Here is a 19,292-nt window from a genome sequence, read left to right as displayed (position 1 = left end):
ATTTATTAATCAAAAGAAGGGATTTATACTCTTAAAGCAGCTTTATTAACAAGCATTTACAATGGTTTTAAAGAGTTCTTGAAATCGGACGGCAAGCTGGATAAAACCATATCGATCGCTTCTTGCGGAGTTTCAACGATACGTGAAAATCCAATTTCCTCAGAAGAAAATACACCTTGTTCCATCATGAATCCCACAAAATCACGTAATCCTTTCCAAAATTTTCCTCCAACCAAAATAAGTGGAAACGGACCAATTTTGTGACACTGAATCAATGTTGCCGCCTCAAATAGTTCATCCAAGGTACCCAAACCTCCTGGCATAACAATAAATGCACAAGAATATTTTACTAACATCACCTTTCGAACGAAAAAATATTTAAACTCAAAACTGTCATTAACATACGGATTTGGCTGTTGTTCTTTGGGTAAAATGATATTGAGTCCATAAGTAGGTCCTCCCGCTTCCTTGGCGCCTCTGTTTGCGGCTTCCATCGCACCGGGGCCACCTCCTGTCAAAACAGTAAAGCCAGCTTTTGCAAACGCATTTCCGGTTTCTCTTGACAATTCGTAGTAAGGATCTCCCGGCTTGAATCTCGCTGATCCAAAAATGGTTACTGCAGGACCTAGCTGACTTAGTTTGGTAAACCCCATTTCAAATTCTGCTGTAATTCTTTCAAGTCGCTCCTTTTCCTTCTCGGCAGTTCTTTGTTCGCTTAAAAACTTATACTCTTCCGACTCTATTATTGGAAGTTCATAGTCCAATTGTGCTTTTTTCCAATGTTTTTGCCAAGCTTCTTCCCATTCTTCCTGACTTAATCTCTTAAAATTTTCTGATTTTTTTGCACACATATTGTTGCTGATTTAAGTGAAATTTTATCTAAGATATAAAAAATAGTAAACTCATCGTCTATGATTAAAGCTTCTATTTTAAAAGCTTTAATCAAAAATTAAAAAAATAAATTTAAACTAACTTTTTCCAAAATCCAGAAACTTATTGACCAAAAGGATTACTGAACCGATGCTGCTTCCCATAATCATCACTCTCTCGTAACTGTCTTTATTGAGATACATTAATAATACCAAAAAGCTTATTGCTATAATCAATATTGGCAATTTTAGTTTGTCGTAAGTGCCGTTTTTACTTTCATCCTCAAATTGTTTAACGAATTCTGTATCCAACTTGCTTTTTGACATGATATACACCCGAAAGCTATAGCTCATGACCTTTAATCTACCCGTTAGTTTATCGTGATTAATTAGGCCCAAATCCATTAACTGCATAAGAATATCTTTATTTTTATAATTTAAAAAGTGATCTTGGGCAAAATCATAGAGTACATTTTGCATCTCAGTATTTGGAATAGAATCCCAAATTTTTAAGTAAGCCTTGTCAAAATTTTTAAGGTTTGAGTTTAAAATAAATTCCATTTTTAAAAAAGGAAGAACTTCATTGTTATTATCCTTTTCAAAAACTTTTTCAAGTGGTATTATCCTGTCTGGACAATTGGGATCTGACACACTTTCTGCATCTGGGGAACTAGGATTGGTCATGTCTTTCTGAATCATATTGGTTAAATCCTCATCATTGACCATCGGGATAAAAATATATTCATTGGCAAATAGATTCTTTTTGCAGGGATAATAACCTTCATAAGAAGCTTGCATCAGTTCATAGAAGAAAAATCGATTACTGTAATAATTCAATAACGCATTAGACAATAACAAGATCAGGGTAAAACACAAAATAAAGTAGAATAAATTCGAACCTCCGTTTAAAAGAATAGTGTTTGTTTTGATATAAAAATTTCGGTGCAACTTCTTAAATGTGTATTTATTAACCTCACTCATAGTTGGTTGTTCGAAACCAAAGTTTAATTTGTGAATGACACCTTCGTTATTTTTACCCAATTCGAAAACAGTTTGCGGCTTGCAATCGCATCCGTATGCACTAATAATTTTGTGTTTAGCAAATTTACTTTGTGGCTGGGATGGTGAGCAATAATATCTTGCGTAATCATTTATTTCATTCGAGTAAAAAGCACAAACAAGTATGAAAGGGAAAACCACAAAATAATTAATCAGACCAGACGTCAGGAATTTTAAATAAACCTTTCGTTGAACCCCTTTGTTTTTAGCAACAGCGTTTGCTATCTCGGCATTACTGTCTATGTCTTTCCAGTTCCTCCAATTTCTATAATACAGAATTAACCCTAAATGAGATCCAACAACAAAAATAAAAGACAAATACAGTTGATCTTTATATAATAACAGCAACGGGAAAACAAAACCTAAAAAGATCACTAACAAATAGAACTTTAAAAGCGAATTTTCGAATTTACTGCACCTAATGTTTAAAACAATTATATTGATGAACGTGATATTAATACCTATCAAAAAACAAAAATATAGCGCTGTGATTGGCGAGGAAAAGAAAAAAACAGCTAAGGCTGTACAAAAACAAATAATGTTGACAACAAATAAATTTTGATATTCTTCTTTCCTGCTGTTATCGGGAAACAGATAGTAAAAATGATGTCGTGAAAATAATCCCAATCGCCCACTGTAAAATAGAGATGAGTAAATCAAAGTAAATAAAACTATTAAAAATCCATATAGAACAGTAATTAAGAAGGCATTATTAAATGTAAACAAACTCAAATAATCTAGATACGATAAATTTCGCATTCCCAGAATATAAACAGGAAGATCCGTTGGGACACTTAATTTTTTTGCATATACCTGGTATTCATTTCCCTCATAATCCATTCTGAAATTTTCGATATTACAACCCGCCAAAATACTTGCCAATATAAGATTGTTGTGCGATCCCGAAAGTACATTTTGGTACAGGTTTTTATTGGGATTATTTTGCATTAAAACAAAACCCTCCCTGTCGACAAGCAAATAATCCGTATCCGGTGGCAGTTTGATTTCCTTTGAGAAATGTTCGCGAAAAGCAATTCCTTTTATTGCGGACTTTTCAGAACCAAAACCATTGTTTTTCTTAACATCTTTTTCAGCATAAATCCATTGGTATTCATCAGATTCCCTTGAAAAAACACCCGTCAATATCGTGTCTATTTCCTTATTTTGCAGTAATTTAAAATATTTCCTGTCGTTATATTTTCTCGGAAAACTAATATTATCCTTATTCAAACTTGCCGTTAATAGACCTTCTTTATCCATCCAAAAATAGGAATCTAAACATTTTATTTGTTCGAGGCTATCCGCTTTGTTAAAAGATTTGGCATTTAATTTCAGTATTTTATTCTTTGGTGAAAACGAAATACTGTCCACTATTGAATCTCCGTTAATCATACTGACTTTGGAATCTGACACCAAATATAATTTCCTGTAAGGAAATTTAGAGCCATTTATATCGTTTGGAATTTGATTTCCTTTCCAATGTTGTAAGGTATCAATTTGATTTTTAAACGATAGGTCAATATGTTCCACTAATTGTTTTAAATCAGATTTATTTCTGTTGGAAATAGTCGTTTTCCAAAATCCAACCATTCCAAAAATGACAAACAACGCAATTAATGCACCTGTAGAAAAGGCAACAGTAATGAGATCCATTTGTGAAAGCCGCTCTTTGTAACTGCTTACAACAGGCTTAATGAAACAGATACTCAAAAACAAAATAGCTATCAATAACAGACTAAAAATTAAAAGATTGGGTTTTATGAATTGTACATTGGATTGAAAATAGGAAGAACTAATCCCTGCAGCTACAAACAAAGTAAAATTGGTGTCCGGGATTTTTATTTGGCTGGTATAATATCTTTTGTCTGACTTTTTAAAAGTAATATTACCATTGTTCCTGTTATAAAAGCACAAACTGTCTTCATCCTTAAGATTGATATTTTGGGAAATTAAAACATCCTTGGCTAAACATTTACCGTTTTTTTCATTGACATCTGAAAGAGTTACAGGGCAGATAAAAAAAGAGTTAAAATTAGAGGAAGTACTAACTCTTTTGATAAATTCATCCAAATCAAATTGAACAGTATCAGTTACTGTCGCTATTATTTTTAAATCTCCATTTTTTTTAAAATTAATCTTTCTAATCAATTGAAGTTTTTTTCGAATAGAATCAACCCTATCCAAACGAACTATTTCTATTTTATCTATGAAGACTGAATCATTGCTCAGTTTTCGATTTTTGGCTATAATACTATCCCTTATTTCGGGACTTATTTCTTTAACCTTATCATCAAAAAACCCTTTTAACTGTCTTTCAATTCCTTTAAAAACAGCCAAGTTATTTGCATCTTCTTTTATCTCATTATTTGGCACAATAATCAGGAGATATATCCCTGTTATGATGCCAATAATTATGGCTGTTATGATTGAATAATTATGTGATTTTAGCTTATCGAAAAAAGGGGTTAAAAGACTCATATATTTTAAGTTTATTTATAGAGCATTTTGATATCCGAAATAGTATAAGTTGGGTGCAATTCTAAAAACGTTTCCTTTTGCTACATAAAAAAATAGCTAAATCAGAGAATTGGCTTCCTCATAATGTAGCTAAATTAGGAAAAAATATCTTAAATGTTAAAAATTACACTTATAAATAATTCATTTTAAGTGTTTTAAAACAAAAACTGTTTTTAAAGCCTAGTGGATTTTCATTGTCAATGCCTGTTTGAAATGTCGAATTTGTCATATAATTACAAAATGACACTAAATAAATCTAAAGTAATTCCGAATAAATTATCATCTGTTAATCGTAGATTTAATCTCAAAAATAAGATTAAATTGACGTCCTTTTTTTTTTTGTTCTTTTATCGGATTATAAAGCCATTGGTCAGATTTATTTTTAATGCTAATTACATTGGCTTAAATTTATAACAGTCTTATTACTAATAATTTATTGGTTACTATGATGAGTATATAACTAACTTAAAACAAACAAAGATGAAAACAGATCAAATCACTATCAAAGAGTCCCTCTACCTAATCTATGCCTATGTAAGCATCTCTACATTTGTATTGATGTTAATAAGCAAAATAACAGACAGTCTTGAAAAAGCATTAGATTTCAATCCAATTGTGTCACTGCTAATCGTTTCAAATATGATCGTATTTATATCCTTGTATTATTACAAAAAAAGACATAACTCCCATATAAATCATCACAACTTTTAGAATTCTAAATTCCCCATTTCTTATGATTGATATAAACAAAAGTGCTTTGAAAATATAAAAAGAGGTTAAATCAATAATTTAGCCTCTTTTTTTTATGTCTTATCTACCACTTTCAATAATTTCAACAAATTGTAAAGCTCGGTCCAAAACTTCGTCTTTCCCCTGCTGAATGCCCAGAATGGTCGGCTTAACTTCAATATCTGGAACAATACCGATTCTTTGCGCTTCTTTTTTATTAGGATAAAAAACTCCGACTCCTGTAAATCTTGTGAAAACTTCCTTTATTAATCCGAAATTACTAACATTCCCATCTGAGCTTTCGTTTTGACAGCCACTAATGGTTGTATCATCAGCAGTTTGAAAACTCATTGTCATTTCTTCTGATTGGCTTCCAGTTTCCTCATTAAGCAGAAAAACGAATTTACCACTTAAAATTGTTTTTATTTTCATAACCACAAGATTGTGGTTCAATCCTTTGAATCTTCCAATATAAGTTAAACCTGGTTTTGTATAGAACTAAGAGTGGATGCTCTTCTTGCTTAACAATTGTAGGTTTTACAACTTTAAAATAGAATGATAAATAGTAACGATAATATTATTTACGTTTTGAATTTAATCTAAAATAGAGATTTTTTTCATTACTAAAAAAAGAATGTTTTCGTAATTTAATCCGATTTTTATGCTATTTAGCAGATTTATTTTTAATAGCAATACCATTAATTTATGTTTGTAGAAGTCTTAATTTTAAAGCTTTAAAATATTTTTGAAGTAATTATTGAACAAAAAAACCAAAAAAATGAAAACCAATAATTTAACTACCAAACAATCTGTATTCCTACTATATGCTTATGTTAGCATATCCTCATTTTTAGTGATGGCAGTAAGCGAGATTACTAAGAACATTAAAAATGTTGAAAAAACAATAGAATTTAATCCAATCCTGTCACTAGCTATTATTTTAAACATAGTAACATTCGCGACACTATATTATTATAAAAAATATATCGCTCAAAGAGGATAAAAAACACTTCAATAGATTTAAAATATTGAAAAACAATTAAATAACAAAAATAGGCTGAATCAATATTCAGCCTATTTTTTTGGTCAATTACCTATTATTCCGTAATAACTTTATTTTCCCAAAACTTTATAGGTGCCAGCAAGTTTTTGGGTATCACTTATTTTAGTTTTTGCAAAGATGCTTTGTGAAAGAACTATGAGTAATAAAAATGCAATTTTTTTTATTTTAAAAAAGTTTCATTTTTTATGTTTAGAGTTGTTTTTAATTTAGTTTCCTTTCCGCTTTCAATGAATTGTAAAGCGCGATCTAAAACCTCGTCTTTACCTTGCTGGATACCAAGAATAGTGGGTTTTACTTCAATATCTGGAACAATACCAATTCTTTGTGTCTCACGTCCGTCAGGATAATAAACTCCAATTCCTGAAAATCTAGTGAAAACTGCTTTTATAGCCTCGAAATTACTTACATTCCCGTCTGCTCCAGCCGTTTGGCTACCAATGATTGTACAATTATCAGCCGCTTGAAAACACATTGCTGTTTCTTCTGAATGACTTACAGATTCCTCATTAACCAGTACAACAACCTTACCCTTGTAATTATTTTTATTTTCTGAGCCACAAGGTCGTGGTCCATGCCAAATGAATTTTCCAGGATAAAGTGAATCTGGCCTTGTAAACATTATAAAATTTCTTTCTTTAGAATTCAAAAAATTCGCAATATCAATATAAGTTCCGTTTGGATAATTTCTAATGTCAAAAACAATCGCTTTGGCTGATTTCAATTTTTCGATCATCTCAGGAACATCATTAATTTTTAGAGCTCCCATATCTACATAACCAATATTGTTTTCCAGCATTTTAAATTTTCCCTTTTGGATTCCTTTTTTAAATTCATTTTTATGGGCATTATTATAATCATACCAATTTATAGTCTTTGTAATAGTTTTTCCGTCTTTCAGAAAATCCAGTTTTACATTGTCCGAATATCCGTAAACACCAAATTTCATCAAATTACCAAGATATGCAGCTTCATTTGACCCATTAATTAAATTCCTGTTTTCCGCAACAAAATCTTTAATTGTTTTGTCATTGAATTTAGTAATAACATCCCCAACTTTTATATCATCTGCTTTTGCAAGTTCGTCTGCTGTTATTTCTGTAACAACCATTTTTTCATCAATAATTTTGCAGTTGAAAGGCAAGAAATTTGCATTACCAGTGCTATATTTATGAAATACAGCATGGGAATCATTGAGCTTAACCGTTAATTTTTGGAACGCTGTATAAAAAGCGTCATCATTTTTGGCTTCAATGAAAACAGGTAACATTTCTTCTAAAGTTTTATCCCATTTTTGATCCATTCGATATTTATATGGGAAAAAATATTCTATCACATTCCAATATGTAAATAAGGCTAGAATTCTTGAATTTCTATCACTATAATCTAGTTTATCAAAATTTGTGTTTTTAACAAAACTATTATCACGAGAATCAAATCCAACATAATGTTGCTCGCCTTGAAATCGATTGTCTTCAATAAATTTTAATTTCTTTGAAAGAGTTATTGAAAACAATTTATCGTTGTTAAGCCATGATAAATCGAAGTTTTTATCAAAATATTCAACATCTTTTGGTACAGTGATTGGTGCGATTGCTTTTACTTCTCCCAGAGAATTTATCCAATTTTCCAGAACTAATGAAAACTCATCTTTGGTATTCGCCTTTTCAACTTTAGGCAACACATCAAAAAGTTGATTGTCCCAGTCAGTTTTACCACTGGCTACTTGAGGATGATAATATTTTAAATAGCCCCAAACTTTACAGGTGGCGGCAAGTTTTTGGTTTTCAGTAAGTTTTGTTTGGGCAAATACAATTTGTGTAAGGACTAAGAGCAGTAGTAGGGTGATTTTTTTCATTTTGTAGGTTAGAAGAGTATTAAATTATAAATTGCATTTCGCACTTAGGATTTTCTGTTTGCAATATCCTGAGAAATATTCGCATGGCCGAAAATTCCGTAAAATGTATGCAATTTTAAAAAAATGACTAAATTGAATTTTCAAATATATTTAATAATTCTTACAAAAAACATTTTTTCTTTCCAATACTAAACTTAATGACTTTCCCTAATACCTTGTGATAGAACGTGAGGGATTACTTCACTAAATATTTATCTTCATTGGAGTTCAGTGAATTTCATTTGAACAAGGCACCATAGCGCTTGTGATAGCCCGACCCCGTTGAGAAAATGGGCCGAATAAGCGGTTTGAATAGCCGGCCCATTTTTCTCAACGAGAGCACACCCAAATAATGCTGAAAATCTTAGTTCTAATGAAGATTCAAACTGGCCTTAAACATTCGGAGTTCTTCCCAAGAGAATTTATCACCATATTTTTCTTTTAATGGCGAAACCGATTCTTCTTTGTAGCCTTCAAAAGCCTCTGTGAGCGCTGCCAATTTATCTTCCGAAAATACTTCGCTGACAGTAATTCTTTTGCTTTGTATTAGCTTGGTCAGATGTCCTAAAATGGTTTCCTGCGTGAACTTGCGAATGGTGCCAATTTCCTTTACCGTTTTCTTTTGTAACCATAGCTCATAGGTTTCCTCTATTGTCGATTTTTTGGGTTCTTTAGTTGCCGTTTTCTTGGATCCGTATCGTTCTGCATCTTTTTCGTCCTCGATTAGGGTGATGTTGGCTTTCTTGAAATCTTCACTGACGCGCTCGACTTTGATGCTTTTGTATTGCTTGATTTCTGGGGAAGTCAGCTTTTCTTTCGAAATTGTTTCTCCTTTTACCAAAGTGGCTACCATTAATTTAGCTTTCATCAATTGAAGCACAGCCTTAGTTTGTAAATCGTCAAGAACTATTAATTCGTCATAAAAGGCTTTGGCTTTTTTGAGACGTTTTACTTCCTCAAGTTTCCAGAGGATTTCATAGACCAGCTTGTCCATGGGTTTCATGAAATAATTGAAAGCGGCGTTGATGCGATCTGAAATATGGTTGAATTCTAAATGTTCGTTGTGGAACAGTTTGTCCAATTGCAACAAAAACTTAGATGATGGGTCAAGCAATTGCCAAATCACCCCGGCTTGGTTATTTGCCCAAGTGCGGTGTTTCGATTTGGCCGAGTTTTCGGCATCTTCATTGTAACTGAATTGATGGTTACGCCATTCTTGCGCCAACTCATTCCAATCGAAACTGTTTTTCAGATAGTTACCAATAAAATTTTTGGTTTCACGTTTTAGAGCATTCGCCAAAGCTTCTTCTGTTGCTTTGTTCTCCGCATAATCCATCACATCCTGATCGTTTGAAATACCATTCATTCGCAACGGAGAAAGCAAAACAAGCCCATTTAAGGAACGTAAACGCGATAATGCCACATATGCCTGTCCAGGCAGAAAAACTTGCGATACGTCAAGCGCAGCTTTATCAAAAGTCAATCCTTGACTTTTGTGAACGGTAATCGCCCAAGCTAATTTGATCGGATAATGTACAAACGAGCCCAAAACCTCCTCCTCTATTTCCTTGGTCATCTCGTTTACGGTGTATCGAATGTTTTGCCATTCGTACTTGTCGACTTCGATGGTTTTGTCTTCATCAGGAAAATGCACCCAAATTTCTTTGGAAGTCATCGTTTTCACGATTCCCATTTTTCCGTTGAAATAATTCTTTTCCATCGACAAATCATTTTTGACAAACATAATCTGCGCTCCCACTTTCAACTGCAAATTGGGATCTACGGGATATATTTTTTCTGGAAAATCACCAGTGATTTCGGGTAGAAAAGTGGTTTGTCTTCCTTCGAGATCTTCGAGCGATTGCGCATTCATCACATCGGCTTTGACATTATGCGTGGTCAGAGTAATGTAACCTTTATTGGCTTTCAGGTCAAAATCGGGTTTTACGAATTCATTAAGCATTTGGATATCGGTGGCCGTAATCTCGTTGTTACGCAAATTATTCAAAACCGAAATGAATCGGTCGTCAGTTTGACGATAAATTTTGGACAATTCTATATACAACGGCGGATACTGCTGGATAACATGCGAATGGAAAAAGAATTTCCCTCTGTAATAATTCCGCAATGTTCGCCATTCTTCGTCACGAATAATAGGCGGTAACTGTAATAAATCTCCTATAAATAATACTTGAACACCGCCAAAAGGTGCCGATTTCTTACGAACCGTTTGCATCATATAATCCATAGCGTCCAGCAAATCGGCCCGTAACATACTCACTTCGTCAATAATAAGCAATTCCATATTCCTAATGACCGCCCGTTTTTGACCACTCATTTTGAAATGCCTACGCAAAGTGGCTTTCGTTTCAAACTTGGTTGTATCCGAAAATTGGGGGGCAGAATTGTCTGGTATGAACCCGCCAAAAGGCAACTGAAACATCGAGTGAATCGTAACTCCGCCTGCATTCAAGGCCGCAATTCCCGTAGGTGCCACCACCACCGTATTCTTATGAGTGGTTGCAATAATTTCCTTAAGTAATGTGGTTTTTCCCGTTCCTGCTTTTCCGGTCAGAAAAACGGATTGATGCGTTTGATTGATAAAACGGAGAGCATATGCTGCGGCTTCAGATATAGATTGCATTTGGCGTGTAATTTAAAGAGCTAAAATATGAAAATATCGAAAATAAAAAAACCTTCAATCTTGTTCAAGATGAAGGTTTTATAAATTTATGTAAAGTAAAAATTACTTCTTAACTTCTTCTGCTTTAGCAGTCGATTTGTATTTTTCGTTCAAAAGTTTTACTATTTCTTTAGTAATATCGTATTTTTCTTCAGCATACAAAATAGATGCTGCATCACCTGTACCGTAGATATAAGCATAACCTTTCTCTTTTCCGTAATCTTTGATGAATTTTTTTACTCCTTTTACAAGAGAATCCATTTCTTTTCCGCTCTCTTGTTGTAATTGCATTTGCAAACCTTGCTGCGCTTGAGCCAATTGTTGTTCTCTACGTTGCAATTCTTGGCCATTCTTTTGAGCCCATTCTTGACCGTTTGCTTGAGCATTACGTTGAAAATTAGCCGCATCTTGTTTGAATCTATTGATCTCAGCTTCCAACTGTCTTCCTTTTTCAGCAGCAACTCCTTTATATTTTGCCTCTAAATCTTTAGTCTCTGTATATTCTTTCATCAACTCAGCGGTATCAACATAAGCCGTTTTGAATTCCTTTCCTTTAACTTCTTCTTTTTTATCACAAGCTACAAGTGATATTGAAATTGCGATAAGTAATAATGCTTTCTTCATTTTGGTGTATTTCAAGTTTTTTTATGTATGGATGACAAAAATATAAAAAAATAGATAGTATTGATAAAAACTTTCAAAAATGCTACTATTTTATTGATATAAATTTAAATTATTAAAAAAAATAAAACGATAATAAATTATTATAAAAAACGAGTCCTATAGAAGCTTTTTGAGGGGCAAATTAAAACATTAGACCTGTTTCCTTGATAAAGCTTTAAAAGTTGTCTTAAAATCACTTAAAATAAATTTTAGTTGTTTTTTAGGATGTAAATGTGCGATGAATATTCCATTTTTTGTTTGGCTTTCCAATTCGACTGCAATCCGATGAAAAAGGCTTTAAAATAATTCATTTTACCTGTTTTGTATTTTTCAGAAAGAAGACTCACATAAAACGAATCAAATTTCATAGGAAGTACTTTTTCCAGGTTCATATTTTCTTTAGCGAACAATTTTTGAATAGCAGCTTTCGAGAAATGCCAAAAATGGATTGGCACATCATAAGCCGCCCAAAAGTTCCCATAATGTTTTGCATCGAAAGATTTGAAATTAGGAACAGCTACAATCAAAGTGCCACTAGGTTTCAATAATCGCTTTAATTCTTTGATTTGTTCATCCAAATTAGGAACGTGTTCCAAAACGTGCCACATCGAAATCACGTCAAAACTATGACTTTCCAATTCGGAAGTATTCACCACAAAAGAAACGCCTTTATTTTTTGCAATTGCTTTAGCCTTATCACTCGGCTCCACTCCTACCGTTTTCCAACCGTCCTTTTGGGCAACAGATAAAAAATCTCCAGTACCGGCACCAATATCCAAAATCAACCCTTTAGAAGGCTGATAGAAGTTGATTAAATTCAATTTATTTTTTAATGCTATATTTTTTACAAAATGATAAGCCTTTTCAAATATGGATCTTTTCGAGTCAGTATGCGAAATATAATCAGCACTTTCATAATATTTACCCAAAACATCCAAGCTTGGTTGTGGATACGTAATCAACATATCTAATGTTTCATCATAAAAAAGCTCGAAAACCTCCTGAGAGACGGAATAATCCTGTACAGTAAGAAAATGTTTTTTGTTTGTAATGTCCATTTGTGTTTTTAAATAAATAATTTCAACCTTCTTTACGAAAGCTGAAAAGAAATTCTTTTTTAATTAATTCTAATGAGATTGAAATTCACTAGCTAGTTATCTTCTTTCCCATCTTATTTTTACTGCCGAAATTTTATCATTTTCCATTCGTATGTTTTGGTTGACTACAAATCCACATTTGATATAAAAACCCAAGGGAGACAAATAGGGTTCCTTATTCCTTTTTAGATCATTTTGATGATCGGTTGCCCATCCATTTAAAAAAGAGTAATTCTTTTTTAATTCATCGAGCAAAAGCGTTCCAAATTTCTTTCCCTGCATTTTGGAATCAATTATGATTCCGAACCAATCTTCATCTTCTCGTACAAAAGCAAAAGCCCAGCCAGAAATTTGATTCAAATCATTTACAATCAGAAAATGTTTTACATCTGAAAGTTCATTTAAATAATTCTCCAATTCGAATACATTTTTATAACCGATTCTTTCAGGATATTCTGCGTTCCAAAGTTTAAGCAACGCATATTTATCCTCCACGGTCAAAACCAATGTTTGAATAATTTTCATCAAAAAAAAATTAAAATCAATTTATTCAACAAATATAGGGTTTACAGCCGTAGTTTCACGTGGAACAAAAAGATTTTTGATTTAGGATTAACGATTTTTGATTCTAAATACAAAAAGGAAAGACTCAATTCCTGCCTCTCTAAAAAAGTCAACGAAATAAAAATTATTTATTTATCATTTTAAATTAAAATCACTTAAAGTAAAGCTTTATATAATTTGAAACGCTTAAAATTAATAAAAACTCAAAAAAATTAAGATCGCCAATCGTTAATCCTCAATCTAAAAATCCTCTATCTTCCCATGTAAATCAAAAGCACCGAAACATCACTTGGAGAAACGCCACTTATCCTTGAAGCTTGAGAAATGGTCACAGGACGAATCTTGCTCAATTTTTGTTTAGCCTCAATCGACATCGATTTGATTTTATTATAGTCAAAATTTTCCGGAATTTTCACATCTTCCAATCGAGTAAGCTTATCAGCATTATTTCTCTCCTTTTCGATATATCCAGAATATTTAACCTGAATCTCGGCTTGTTCTAAAATTTCCTGATCCAAATTATTTTCAGCAATGTATTCCTTAACCTTTTCAAATTTCATAATATCTTCCAAATCGATTTGCGGTCTAGAAAATACTTTAAACATTTTATCCCCTTGACTAATCAATGCCGTTTCCTTTGCTTCCAAAATTGGATTGGTCTCAGCAACAGAAACACTTGTCTCTTTGAAAAAAGCAACCATTTTTTCAGATTCATTTAATTTATGCTCCATACGACGCAAACGCGCTTCCGAAGCTAAACCAATTTCATACGAAAGCGGCGTTAATCTGAAATCGGCATTATCCTGACGCAACAAAGTTCTGTACTCGGCTCTCGAGGTAAACATTCGATATGGTTCTTCCGTTCCTTTCGTAATCAAGTCATCAATCAAAACACCAATATACGCTTCATCTCTTTTCAAGATTAACGGAGCTTGTTCATATACTTTTAAATGCGCATTAATACCCGCCATCAAACCTTGGGAAGCTGCTTCTTCATATCCTGTGGTTCCGTTTATTTGTCCAGCAAAATACAAACCTTCAACCAATTTAGTTTCCAATGTGTGCTTCAATTGTGTCGGCGGGAAATAATCATATTCAATTGCATAACCAGGACGAAAGAATTTCACCTTCTCAAAACCCACAACGGTACGCAACGCTTTAAACTGGATATCCTCCGGCAACGAAGTTGAAAAACCATTTACATAAACCTCACAAGTATTCCAACCTTCGGGCTCAACAAATAGTTGGTGGCGTTCTTTATCAGCAAAACGATTAATCTTATCTTCAATAGAAGGACAATATCTCGGGCCGATACTTTTTATTCTTCCATTAAACATAGGAGAACGATCAAAACCTTCTCTCAAAATATTATGCACCTCATTCGAGGTGTACGTCATGTGACACGATTTTTGAACAGACAAAGGTTTCGTCAAATCTGAATAGGAGAACTTATCCGGTTTCGCATCTCCTTTTTCTTTGTTCATTTTAGAATAATCCAAAGACCTTCCGTCTACTCTCGGAGGAGTTCCAGTTTTCATTCTTCCCGCTTCAAAACCGGCATTAATTAAATCTTCGGTAATTCCGTAAGCTGCGCTTTCACCTGCACGTCCACCTCCAAATTGTTTTTCTCCAATATGGATTAAACCATTCAAAAAAGTTCCATTTGTCAAAACAACAGATTTGGAACGAATCTCTACTCCCAACGAAGTTTTGATTCCTTTTATTTTTCCATTTTCAATTATCAACCCTTTGACCATCTCTTGATAAAAATCAAGATTAGGAGTTCCTTCCAACATCATTCTCCATTCTTCGGCAAAACGCATACGGTCACTTTGAACTCTCGGAGACCACATTGCAGGACCTTTCGATTTGTTCAGCATTTTGAACTGAATAGCCGTTCTGTCTGAAACAATTCCAGAGTAACCTCCAAGCGCATCAATCTCACGAACAATTTGTCCTTTGGCAATTCCGCCCATTGCAGGATTACAAGACATTTGCGCAATATTCTGCAAACTCATCGTCACCAACAAAGTTTTGGATCCCAAATTTGCTGCCGCTGCCGCGGCCTCTGAACCTGCGTGACCTGCCCCCACCACAATTACATCATACTCTTCTAAAAACATTTTCTTAAATATTAATCCTTTTTAAAGGAATTATGAAATTTTAAAATTTCGTTCCACGTGAAACATTTTTGGTTTTTTTTAAAAAATTCAAAGCTTTAAAACAATGTTCCACGTGAAACATATTGCCATTTTAATAAAAAACCGCGAAAAACAATTAAGGTAAAAATTAAAAATTTTAACGATGTTTCACGTGGAACGTATTGCTTTTTTATATAATTTTGATAGGTATATAGCTACTGTTCCACGTGAAACATGGCTAATTTTTCATCTTCTTTGCTGCGCATTAAAACTTCATCAGCTTCAGATTTGTCTTTATATCCACAATAGTGCAAAACTCCATGAACTAATACGCGTTTCAATTCATCGTTAAAACTTGTGTTGTAGTCGTTTGAATTATCTAAAACTCTTTCCACCGATACGAAAATATCACCTCCTATTTCGTTGCCCATTGTATAATCAAAACTTATGATATCTGTTAAGGTATCGTGATTAAGATATTCTACATTAATCTTGTGAAGGTACTCATCGTTACAAAAAATGTAATTAATTTCCCCTTCTGTTTTGTTTTCCGAAACTATTACAGCACTTAACCAAGCAGCAATAGCTTCTTCGTTATCTAGTGTAAAATCGGATTCGTAATTAAAATTGATCATTTGTTGTTAAAATAAACTTGAACTTTTTGATTAAAATTCGAGCGCAAAGGTAACGATTGTCTATTTAATATTTCGATGCTGTTTAAATAATCTGAAAGTGACTTTGGCAGAGGACTTGCTTGATTAGTAAAGTTCTTAGTATTCGTTTCAGATTGACGCTTTGGATCCTCTCCTTGTAAGCGAATAGCTGTGTCTAATTTTAAAAGTTCCTGCTTAATATTATTAGTTCTTTGAAGCGTTTCATTATTAAAACCTTTGTTTAATAATTGTTTTTCCAACTGTTTCATCTGCTCCAAAGCATTTTGTCCACTGTTACCTATACCTTTTTTATTTAACTCTTCTTGTAATGCTTCACGCAACTGTTTTTGTTCCTTGTAAATATCCATTGTTGCTTTTGCATCACCCTCTCCATCACCCTCAGACTCCCCACTTTGACCTTGTCCTTTACCCGATTGGGAACCTTTGTTTTGACTGTCGCCAGGTTTGTTTCCTTCTCCGGGTCTATTGCCAGGTTTCATTCCTTGCTTCATTTTCTCGCTTAACTCCCCTTGCTTTTTGATTATATCAGGTAATTGCATTCCTGAACCTTGACCGGGTTTTGGTTTACCTCCGCTACTTCCGGACATCTGCATTTGCATACTGTTTAACGAATCGCTCAATAAATCGGCAAGTATATTCGCAGATGAAATAGCATATTGCTGTTGCGACAAACCTCTTTGCAATTGCGATTCGGTTAAACTTTCAAGTGATTTATCGATATTGTATTGAACACCTGCAACCTCTTTGGTAACAGATTCGGCAATTTTTGGTTGACGTAAAGACAGAGCAAACAGACTGTCGTCAATATGTTTGAATTGCGTTTTTAAATTCTGTTGGTTTCTAATGTACTTGCCGAAAGAAGGAGAGCCCAACTTAGTAGCCTTGAATTGGTTCATCACATCTTCTTGTGAAAATGAATAAGCCAATAGATTATCCAATATCTGACGCAACATCTTAACATCTTCTTCTATCTGATCCTTGCTAGTTTCCTCCATTGCCTGTTCCATAGCTTTGGACATTTCTTTCATTTTTTTGGAGGCGCTCTTTTGACTCGGTTTAGCCTTAGATTTGTTGTTGTTTTGCAAATCAGAATTAGCTTTATTAAGATCTTCTTTGATACTTTTTTCCTTATCCAGATCAGAAGGAATGTCCATTGGTGATTTTAAATCTTCATTATCCTTGTCCAACTGTTTCAATTCTTCTTGAATTTTTTCAAACTCATCAGTTAGTTTCTTTTGCTCTTGAGTAGAATTCTCTTTTTCATTCTCCGATAATTTATCTTCTTTTTGAGACAATTTATCGAGTTTATCAGCTAATTGTTCAGCCTTTTTTTCAACATAATAACGTTTTGTTAGCTCCACTAATTGTGCTAAATTCTTATTTTGGGTTTTACTGTTTTCTTTGAATTTTTCTAATTTCTGAACAAAATCCTCATCCTTAATTTTATTATTTAATTCCTTGAGTTCATCCAATAATTTTTTGTTTTTATCCAATTCCTTCTCGGTATTATCCAAACGCTTTTGCAATAATTCTTTGGTATCATCCTTCTGTTGAGGATTTGACTTGTCTAAATTATCTTTCATCTTATTGGAAAACTGCTTCATCAATTCATTTTGCTGCTGCTGTTGCTTGATAAAATCATTAATCTTTTGACGATCATTAAAATCCAAACCATCCTTTTCTTTATTAGTTTGCTGCAGTTTCTCCATTTCAGAAAACTGTTTATCTTGTTTAGATAATGTTTTTTGCAAACTGTTTATGGCATCATTTTGTTCTTGAAGTGTATTGTTTTGCTTTTCTTCATCAGATAATATTCGGTTTGAAAACACAGTTGATCGAGAACTTTTAAAATGATGAATCGCATCGTTATCAAAGACCTCAAAATAAAAATCATAGTTTACACCTTTTTCTACATCAAGATTACTTGGAAAGTTGAAAACAATTTGATCAAAAGTGTCGTGCTTAACAGCTATTGTTCCACGTTTGGCACTAAGAGGTTTTCCAGACTCATAATAAACAATCTGTAATCTCGACAAGCCATAATCATCTGCAATTTGTCCAACGAAATATGAGCTTTCGACATTTAAACTATCGGGTGCTTTAGTAATATTAATAGATGGAAACTGATCTTTGACCACATTAAGCTGATAATTCAACTTTTCGAAATTTTTTACTTGATTATTTGAGGTAATTATTTGATATTCTGTGTTTTGAACTATATTTTTAGTCAAATTAAATGTATTATCAGACTTAGCAAATGGAAAAGCCAGTAAATCGTTTTTCCAGACCACATTTTGTGTAGCATTTGTATTCATAACCCAAGTAACTTGAGTTCCTTCAGGTATAATACCATTCCCTGTTCCTTTTACAATAGTGCTTTTTAAATTGAGATAACTTGGATAAACAAACTTCATTTCAAAATTTGAAATAGTAGGAACGGCAATCACTTTTAATTCATAATCTGGTGAAACAACAGCATTCGCTCCCAAATGGAAAGAAACATTGGTAATTGGTTTGGCAATTTTAAATTGAAATTCTCCTGGATGAATGGTTTCAAGATAATAACTTTCATCACCTATAAAAATCATAACATTTTCGGGAACTACAGCACCGACCGACTTGATTTGTAAAACAAAATCTTTGCCTTGTTCTGTAACCAAATTTGAATTTAAAACTGTGAATTTAAAAGGAGCTGGCGGAGCAAATGTCGAATTAAAGTGCACTACCCTATTCAAACTTTGAGAAATTATTCGACTATTACCAGAAAGAAAAAAGAACAATAAAAACAGAATCGGTAAAATAGCCAAAGGCAAATATTTACTGTTGGTGCTAAAATCAATTGCCTTTCCAAAAGGAATTGGACGCAAAGAGTTTGCTTTTTGTTCGATAGAAGCCAATAACAATTCTGAATTGTAAGCAGAAATATCCGACTTGGAAAGCTGTAAATAATTCGTTAGCGTATCATTTACTTCCGAAAAATGACTTCCAATGATGACCGAAGCTTGTGTATAATCGATTCCCTTTTGAAATTTTAATATTTTAAATATTGGAAATAAAATAAAACGAAACAATAAAATGGCTTCAACAGTGATAAAAAACCAAAACAAAAAGGTTCTGCCTTGTGGTTTTAACCAAAGGAAATACTCAATAAAGAGTGTAAAAAGGAAATAGATTAATCCAAGACCAATAAAAAATATAATGCCGCGAATTAATTCATTTGTATAATACTTCTTTATAAAAGCTTCTAACTTTTGATGTATCGAATTTGACTTTTCCAAAATTGCCGTATTAATTTAATAACCAATAAAAGTAATAATTTTAATGCTTACTAAAAGGTAA

At 33.0% G+C, this 19,292-nt stretch carries 12 protein-coding genes; 1 reads left to right on the top strand and 11 read right to left on the bottom strand.

The genetic code is table 11. From position 1 onward, the window contains the following. Positions 1-56 precede the first annotated feature (56 nt). Entirely contained in the window at positions 57-851 is a 795-nt protein-coding gene (locus tag HQN62_RS02300) for an LOG family protein (RefSeq protein ID WP_173503164.1), read from the bottom strand. Positions 852-968: 117 nt separating this feature from the next. Further along, on the bottom strand, positions 969-4,406 hold the full coding sequence (locus HQN62_RS02295) for an APC family permease (protein ID WP_173503163.1): 3,438 nt from the start codon (positions 4,404-4,406) through the stop codon (positions 969-971). 519 nt (positions 4,407-4,925) lie between these two features. Between HQN62_RS02295 and HQN62_RS02290 the strand changes: the two genes are divergently transcribed. After that, on the top strand, positions 4,926-5,156 hold the full coding sequence (locus HQN62_RS02290) for a hypothetical protein (RefSeq protein WP_133243377.1): 231 nt from the start codon (positions 4,926-4,928) through the stop codon (positions 5,154-5,156). A 99-nt stretch (positions 5,157-5,255) separates the two neighbouring features. Here HQN62_RS02290 and HQN62_RS02285 read toward each other — a convergent pair whose 3' ends face one another. The 9 genes from HQN62_RS02285 to HQN62_RS02245 all read right to left on the bottom strand — a co-directional run bounded on the left by HQN62_RS02285 (position 5,256) and on the right by HQN62_RS02245 (position 19,231). Beyond that, entirely contained in the window at positions 5,256-5,606 is a 351-nt protein-coding gene (locus HQN62_RS02285) for a S41 family peptidase (RefSeq protein ID WP_173503162.1), read from the bottom strand. A 791-nt stretch (positions 5,607-6,397) separates the two neighbouring features. Further along, a complete protein-coding gene (locus HQN62_RS02280) occupies positions 6,398-8,092 on the bottom strand; it encodes a S41 family peptidase (RefSeq protein ID WP_173503161.1) in 1,695 nt (564 codons plus the stop codon). Positions 8,093-8,501: 409 nt separating this feature from the next. Then, positions 8,502-10,775 (bottom strand): helix-turn-helix domain-containing protein, encoded by a 2,274-nt coding sequence (locus HQN62_RS02275; protein WP_173503160.1) that lies wholly within the window; start codon positions 10,773-10,775, stop codon positions 8,502-8,504. 102 nt (positions 10,776-10,877) lie between these two features. Continuing rightward, the gene (locus HQN62_RS02270) at positions 10,878-11,438 is read right to left on the bottom strand and encodes an OmpH/Skp family outer membrane protein (protein ID WP_116796595.1); all 561 of its coding nucleotides are present in this window, start codon (positions 11,436-11,438) and stop codon (positions 10,878-10,880) included. Between the two features lie 248 nt (positions 11,439-11,686). Further along, positions 11,687-12,535, bottom strand: a complete 849-nt coding sequence (locus tag HQN62_RS02265; RefSeq protein ID WP_173503159.1) for a class I SAM-dependent methyltransferase — start codon at positions 12,533-12,535, stop codon at positions 11,687-11,689. 96 nt (positions 12,536-12,631) lie between these two features. Next, the gene (locus HQN62_RS02260) at positions 12,632-13,099 is read right to left on the bottom strand and encodes a GNAT family N-acetyltransferase (RefSeq protein WP_173503158.1); all 468 of its coding nucleotides are present in this window, start codon (positions 13,097-13,099) and stop codon (positions 12,632-12,634) included. A gap of 290 nt (positions 13,100-13,389) precedes the next feature. Continuing rightward, positions 13,390-15,261 carry a tRNA uridine-5-carboxymethylaminomethyl(34) synthesis enzyme MnmG gene (gene mnmG, locus HQN62_RS02255; RefSeq protein WP_173503157.1) on the bottom strand — a complete coding sequence of 624 codons (1,872 nt, stop codon included), beginning with the start codon at positions 15,259-15,261 and terminating at the stop codon, positions 13,390-13,392. Between the two features lie 233 nt (positions 15,262-15,494). Then, complete coding sequence (gene ybeY, locus HQN62_RS02250) at positions 15,495-15,914, bottom strand: rRNA maturation RNase YbeY (RefSeq protein WP_173503156.1); 420 nt, start codon at positions 15,912-15,914, stop codon at positions 15,495-15,497. Beyond that, a complete protein-coding gene (locus HQN62_RS02245) occupies positions 15,911-19,231 on the bottom strand; it encodes a coiled-coil domain-containing protein (protein WP_173503155.1) in 3,321 nt (1,106 codons plus the stop codon). Before HQN62_RS02245 ends, ybeY begins: the two co-directional genes overlap by 4 nt. Between the last annotated feature and the right edge of the window lie 61 nt (positions 19,232-19,292).

Origin of the sequence: Flavobacterium sp. M31R6, from assembly GCF_013284035.1 — a bacterium.
In the GTDB taxonomy this organism is placed as follows: domain Bacteria; phylum Bacteroidota; class Bacteroidia; order Flavobacteriales; family Flavobacteriaceae; genus Flavobacterium.
Note: the sequence above shows the minus strand (reverse complement) of the source record. Positions and strands in the feature narration are given on the sequence as shown.

What these genes read in the sequence shown, in the direction of transcription:
- HQN62_RS02300 (WP_173503164.1), bottom strand. Translation starts at nt 851, where the DNA reads ATGTGTGCAAAAAAATCAGAAAATTTTAAGAGATTAAGTCAGGAAGAA.
- HQN62_RS02295 (WP_173503163.1), bottom strand. Translation starts at nt 4,406, where the DNA reads ATGAGTCTTTTAACCCCTTTTTTCGATAAGCTAAAATCACATAATTAT.
- HQN62_RS02290 (WP_133243377.1), top strand. Translation starts at nt 4,926, where the DNA reads ATGAAAACAGATCAAATCACTATCAAAGAGTCCCTCTACCTAATCTAT.
- HQN62_RS02285 (WP_173503162.1), bottom strand. Translation starts at nt 5,606, where the DNA reads ATGAAAATAAAAACAATTTTAAGTGGTAAATTCGTTTTTCTGCTTAAT.
- HQN62_RS02280 (WP_173503161.1), bottom strand. Translation starts at nt 8,092, where the DNA reads ATGAAAAAAATCACCCTACTACTGCTCTTAGTCCTTACACAAATTGTA.
- HQN62_RS02275 (WP_173503160.1), bottom strand. Translation starts at nt 10,775, where the DNA reads ATGCAATCTATATCTGAAGCCGCAGCATATGCTCTCCGTTTTATCAAT.
- HQN62_RS02270 (WP_116796595.1), bottom strand. Translation starts at nt 11,438, where the DNA reads ATGAAGAAAGCATTATTACTTATCGCAATTTCAATATCACTTGTAGCT.
- HQN62_RS02265 (WP_173503159.1), bottom strand. Translation starts at nt 12,535, where the DNA reads ATGGACATTACAAACAAAAAACATTTTCTTACTGTACAGGATTATTCC.
- HQN62_RS02260 (WP_173503158.1), bottom strand. Translation starts at nt 13,099, where the DNA reads ATGAAAATTATTCAAACATTGGTTTTGACCGTGGAGGATAAATATGCG.
- mnmG (WP_173503157.1), bottom strand. Translation starts at nt 15,261, where the DNA reads ATGTTTTTAGAAGAGTATGATGTAATTGTGGTGGGGGCAGGTCACGCA.
- ybeY (WP_173503156.1), bottom strand. Translation starts at nt 15,914, where the DNA reads ATGATCAATTTTAATTACGAATCCGATTTTACACTAGATAACGAAGAA.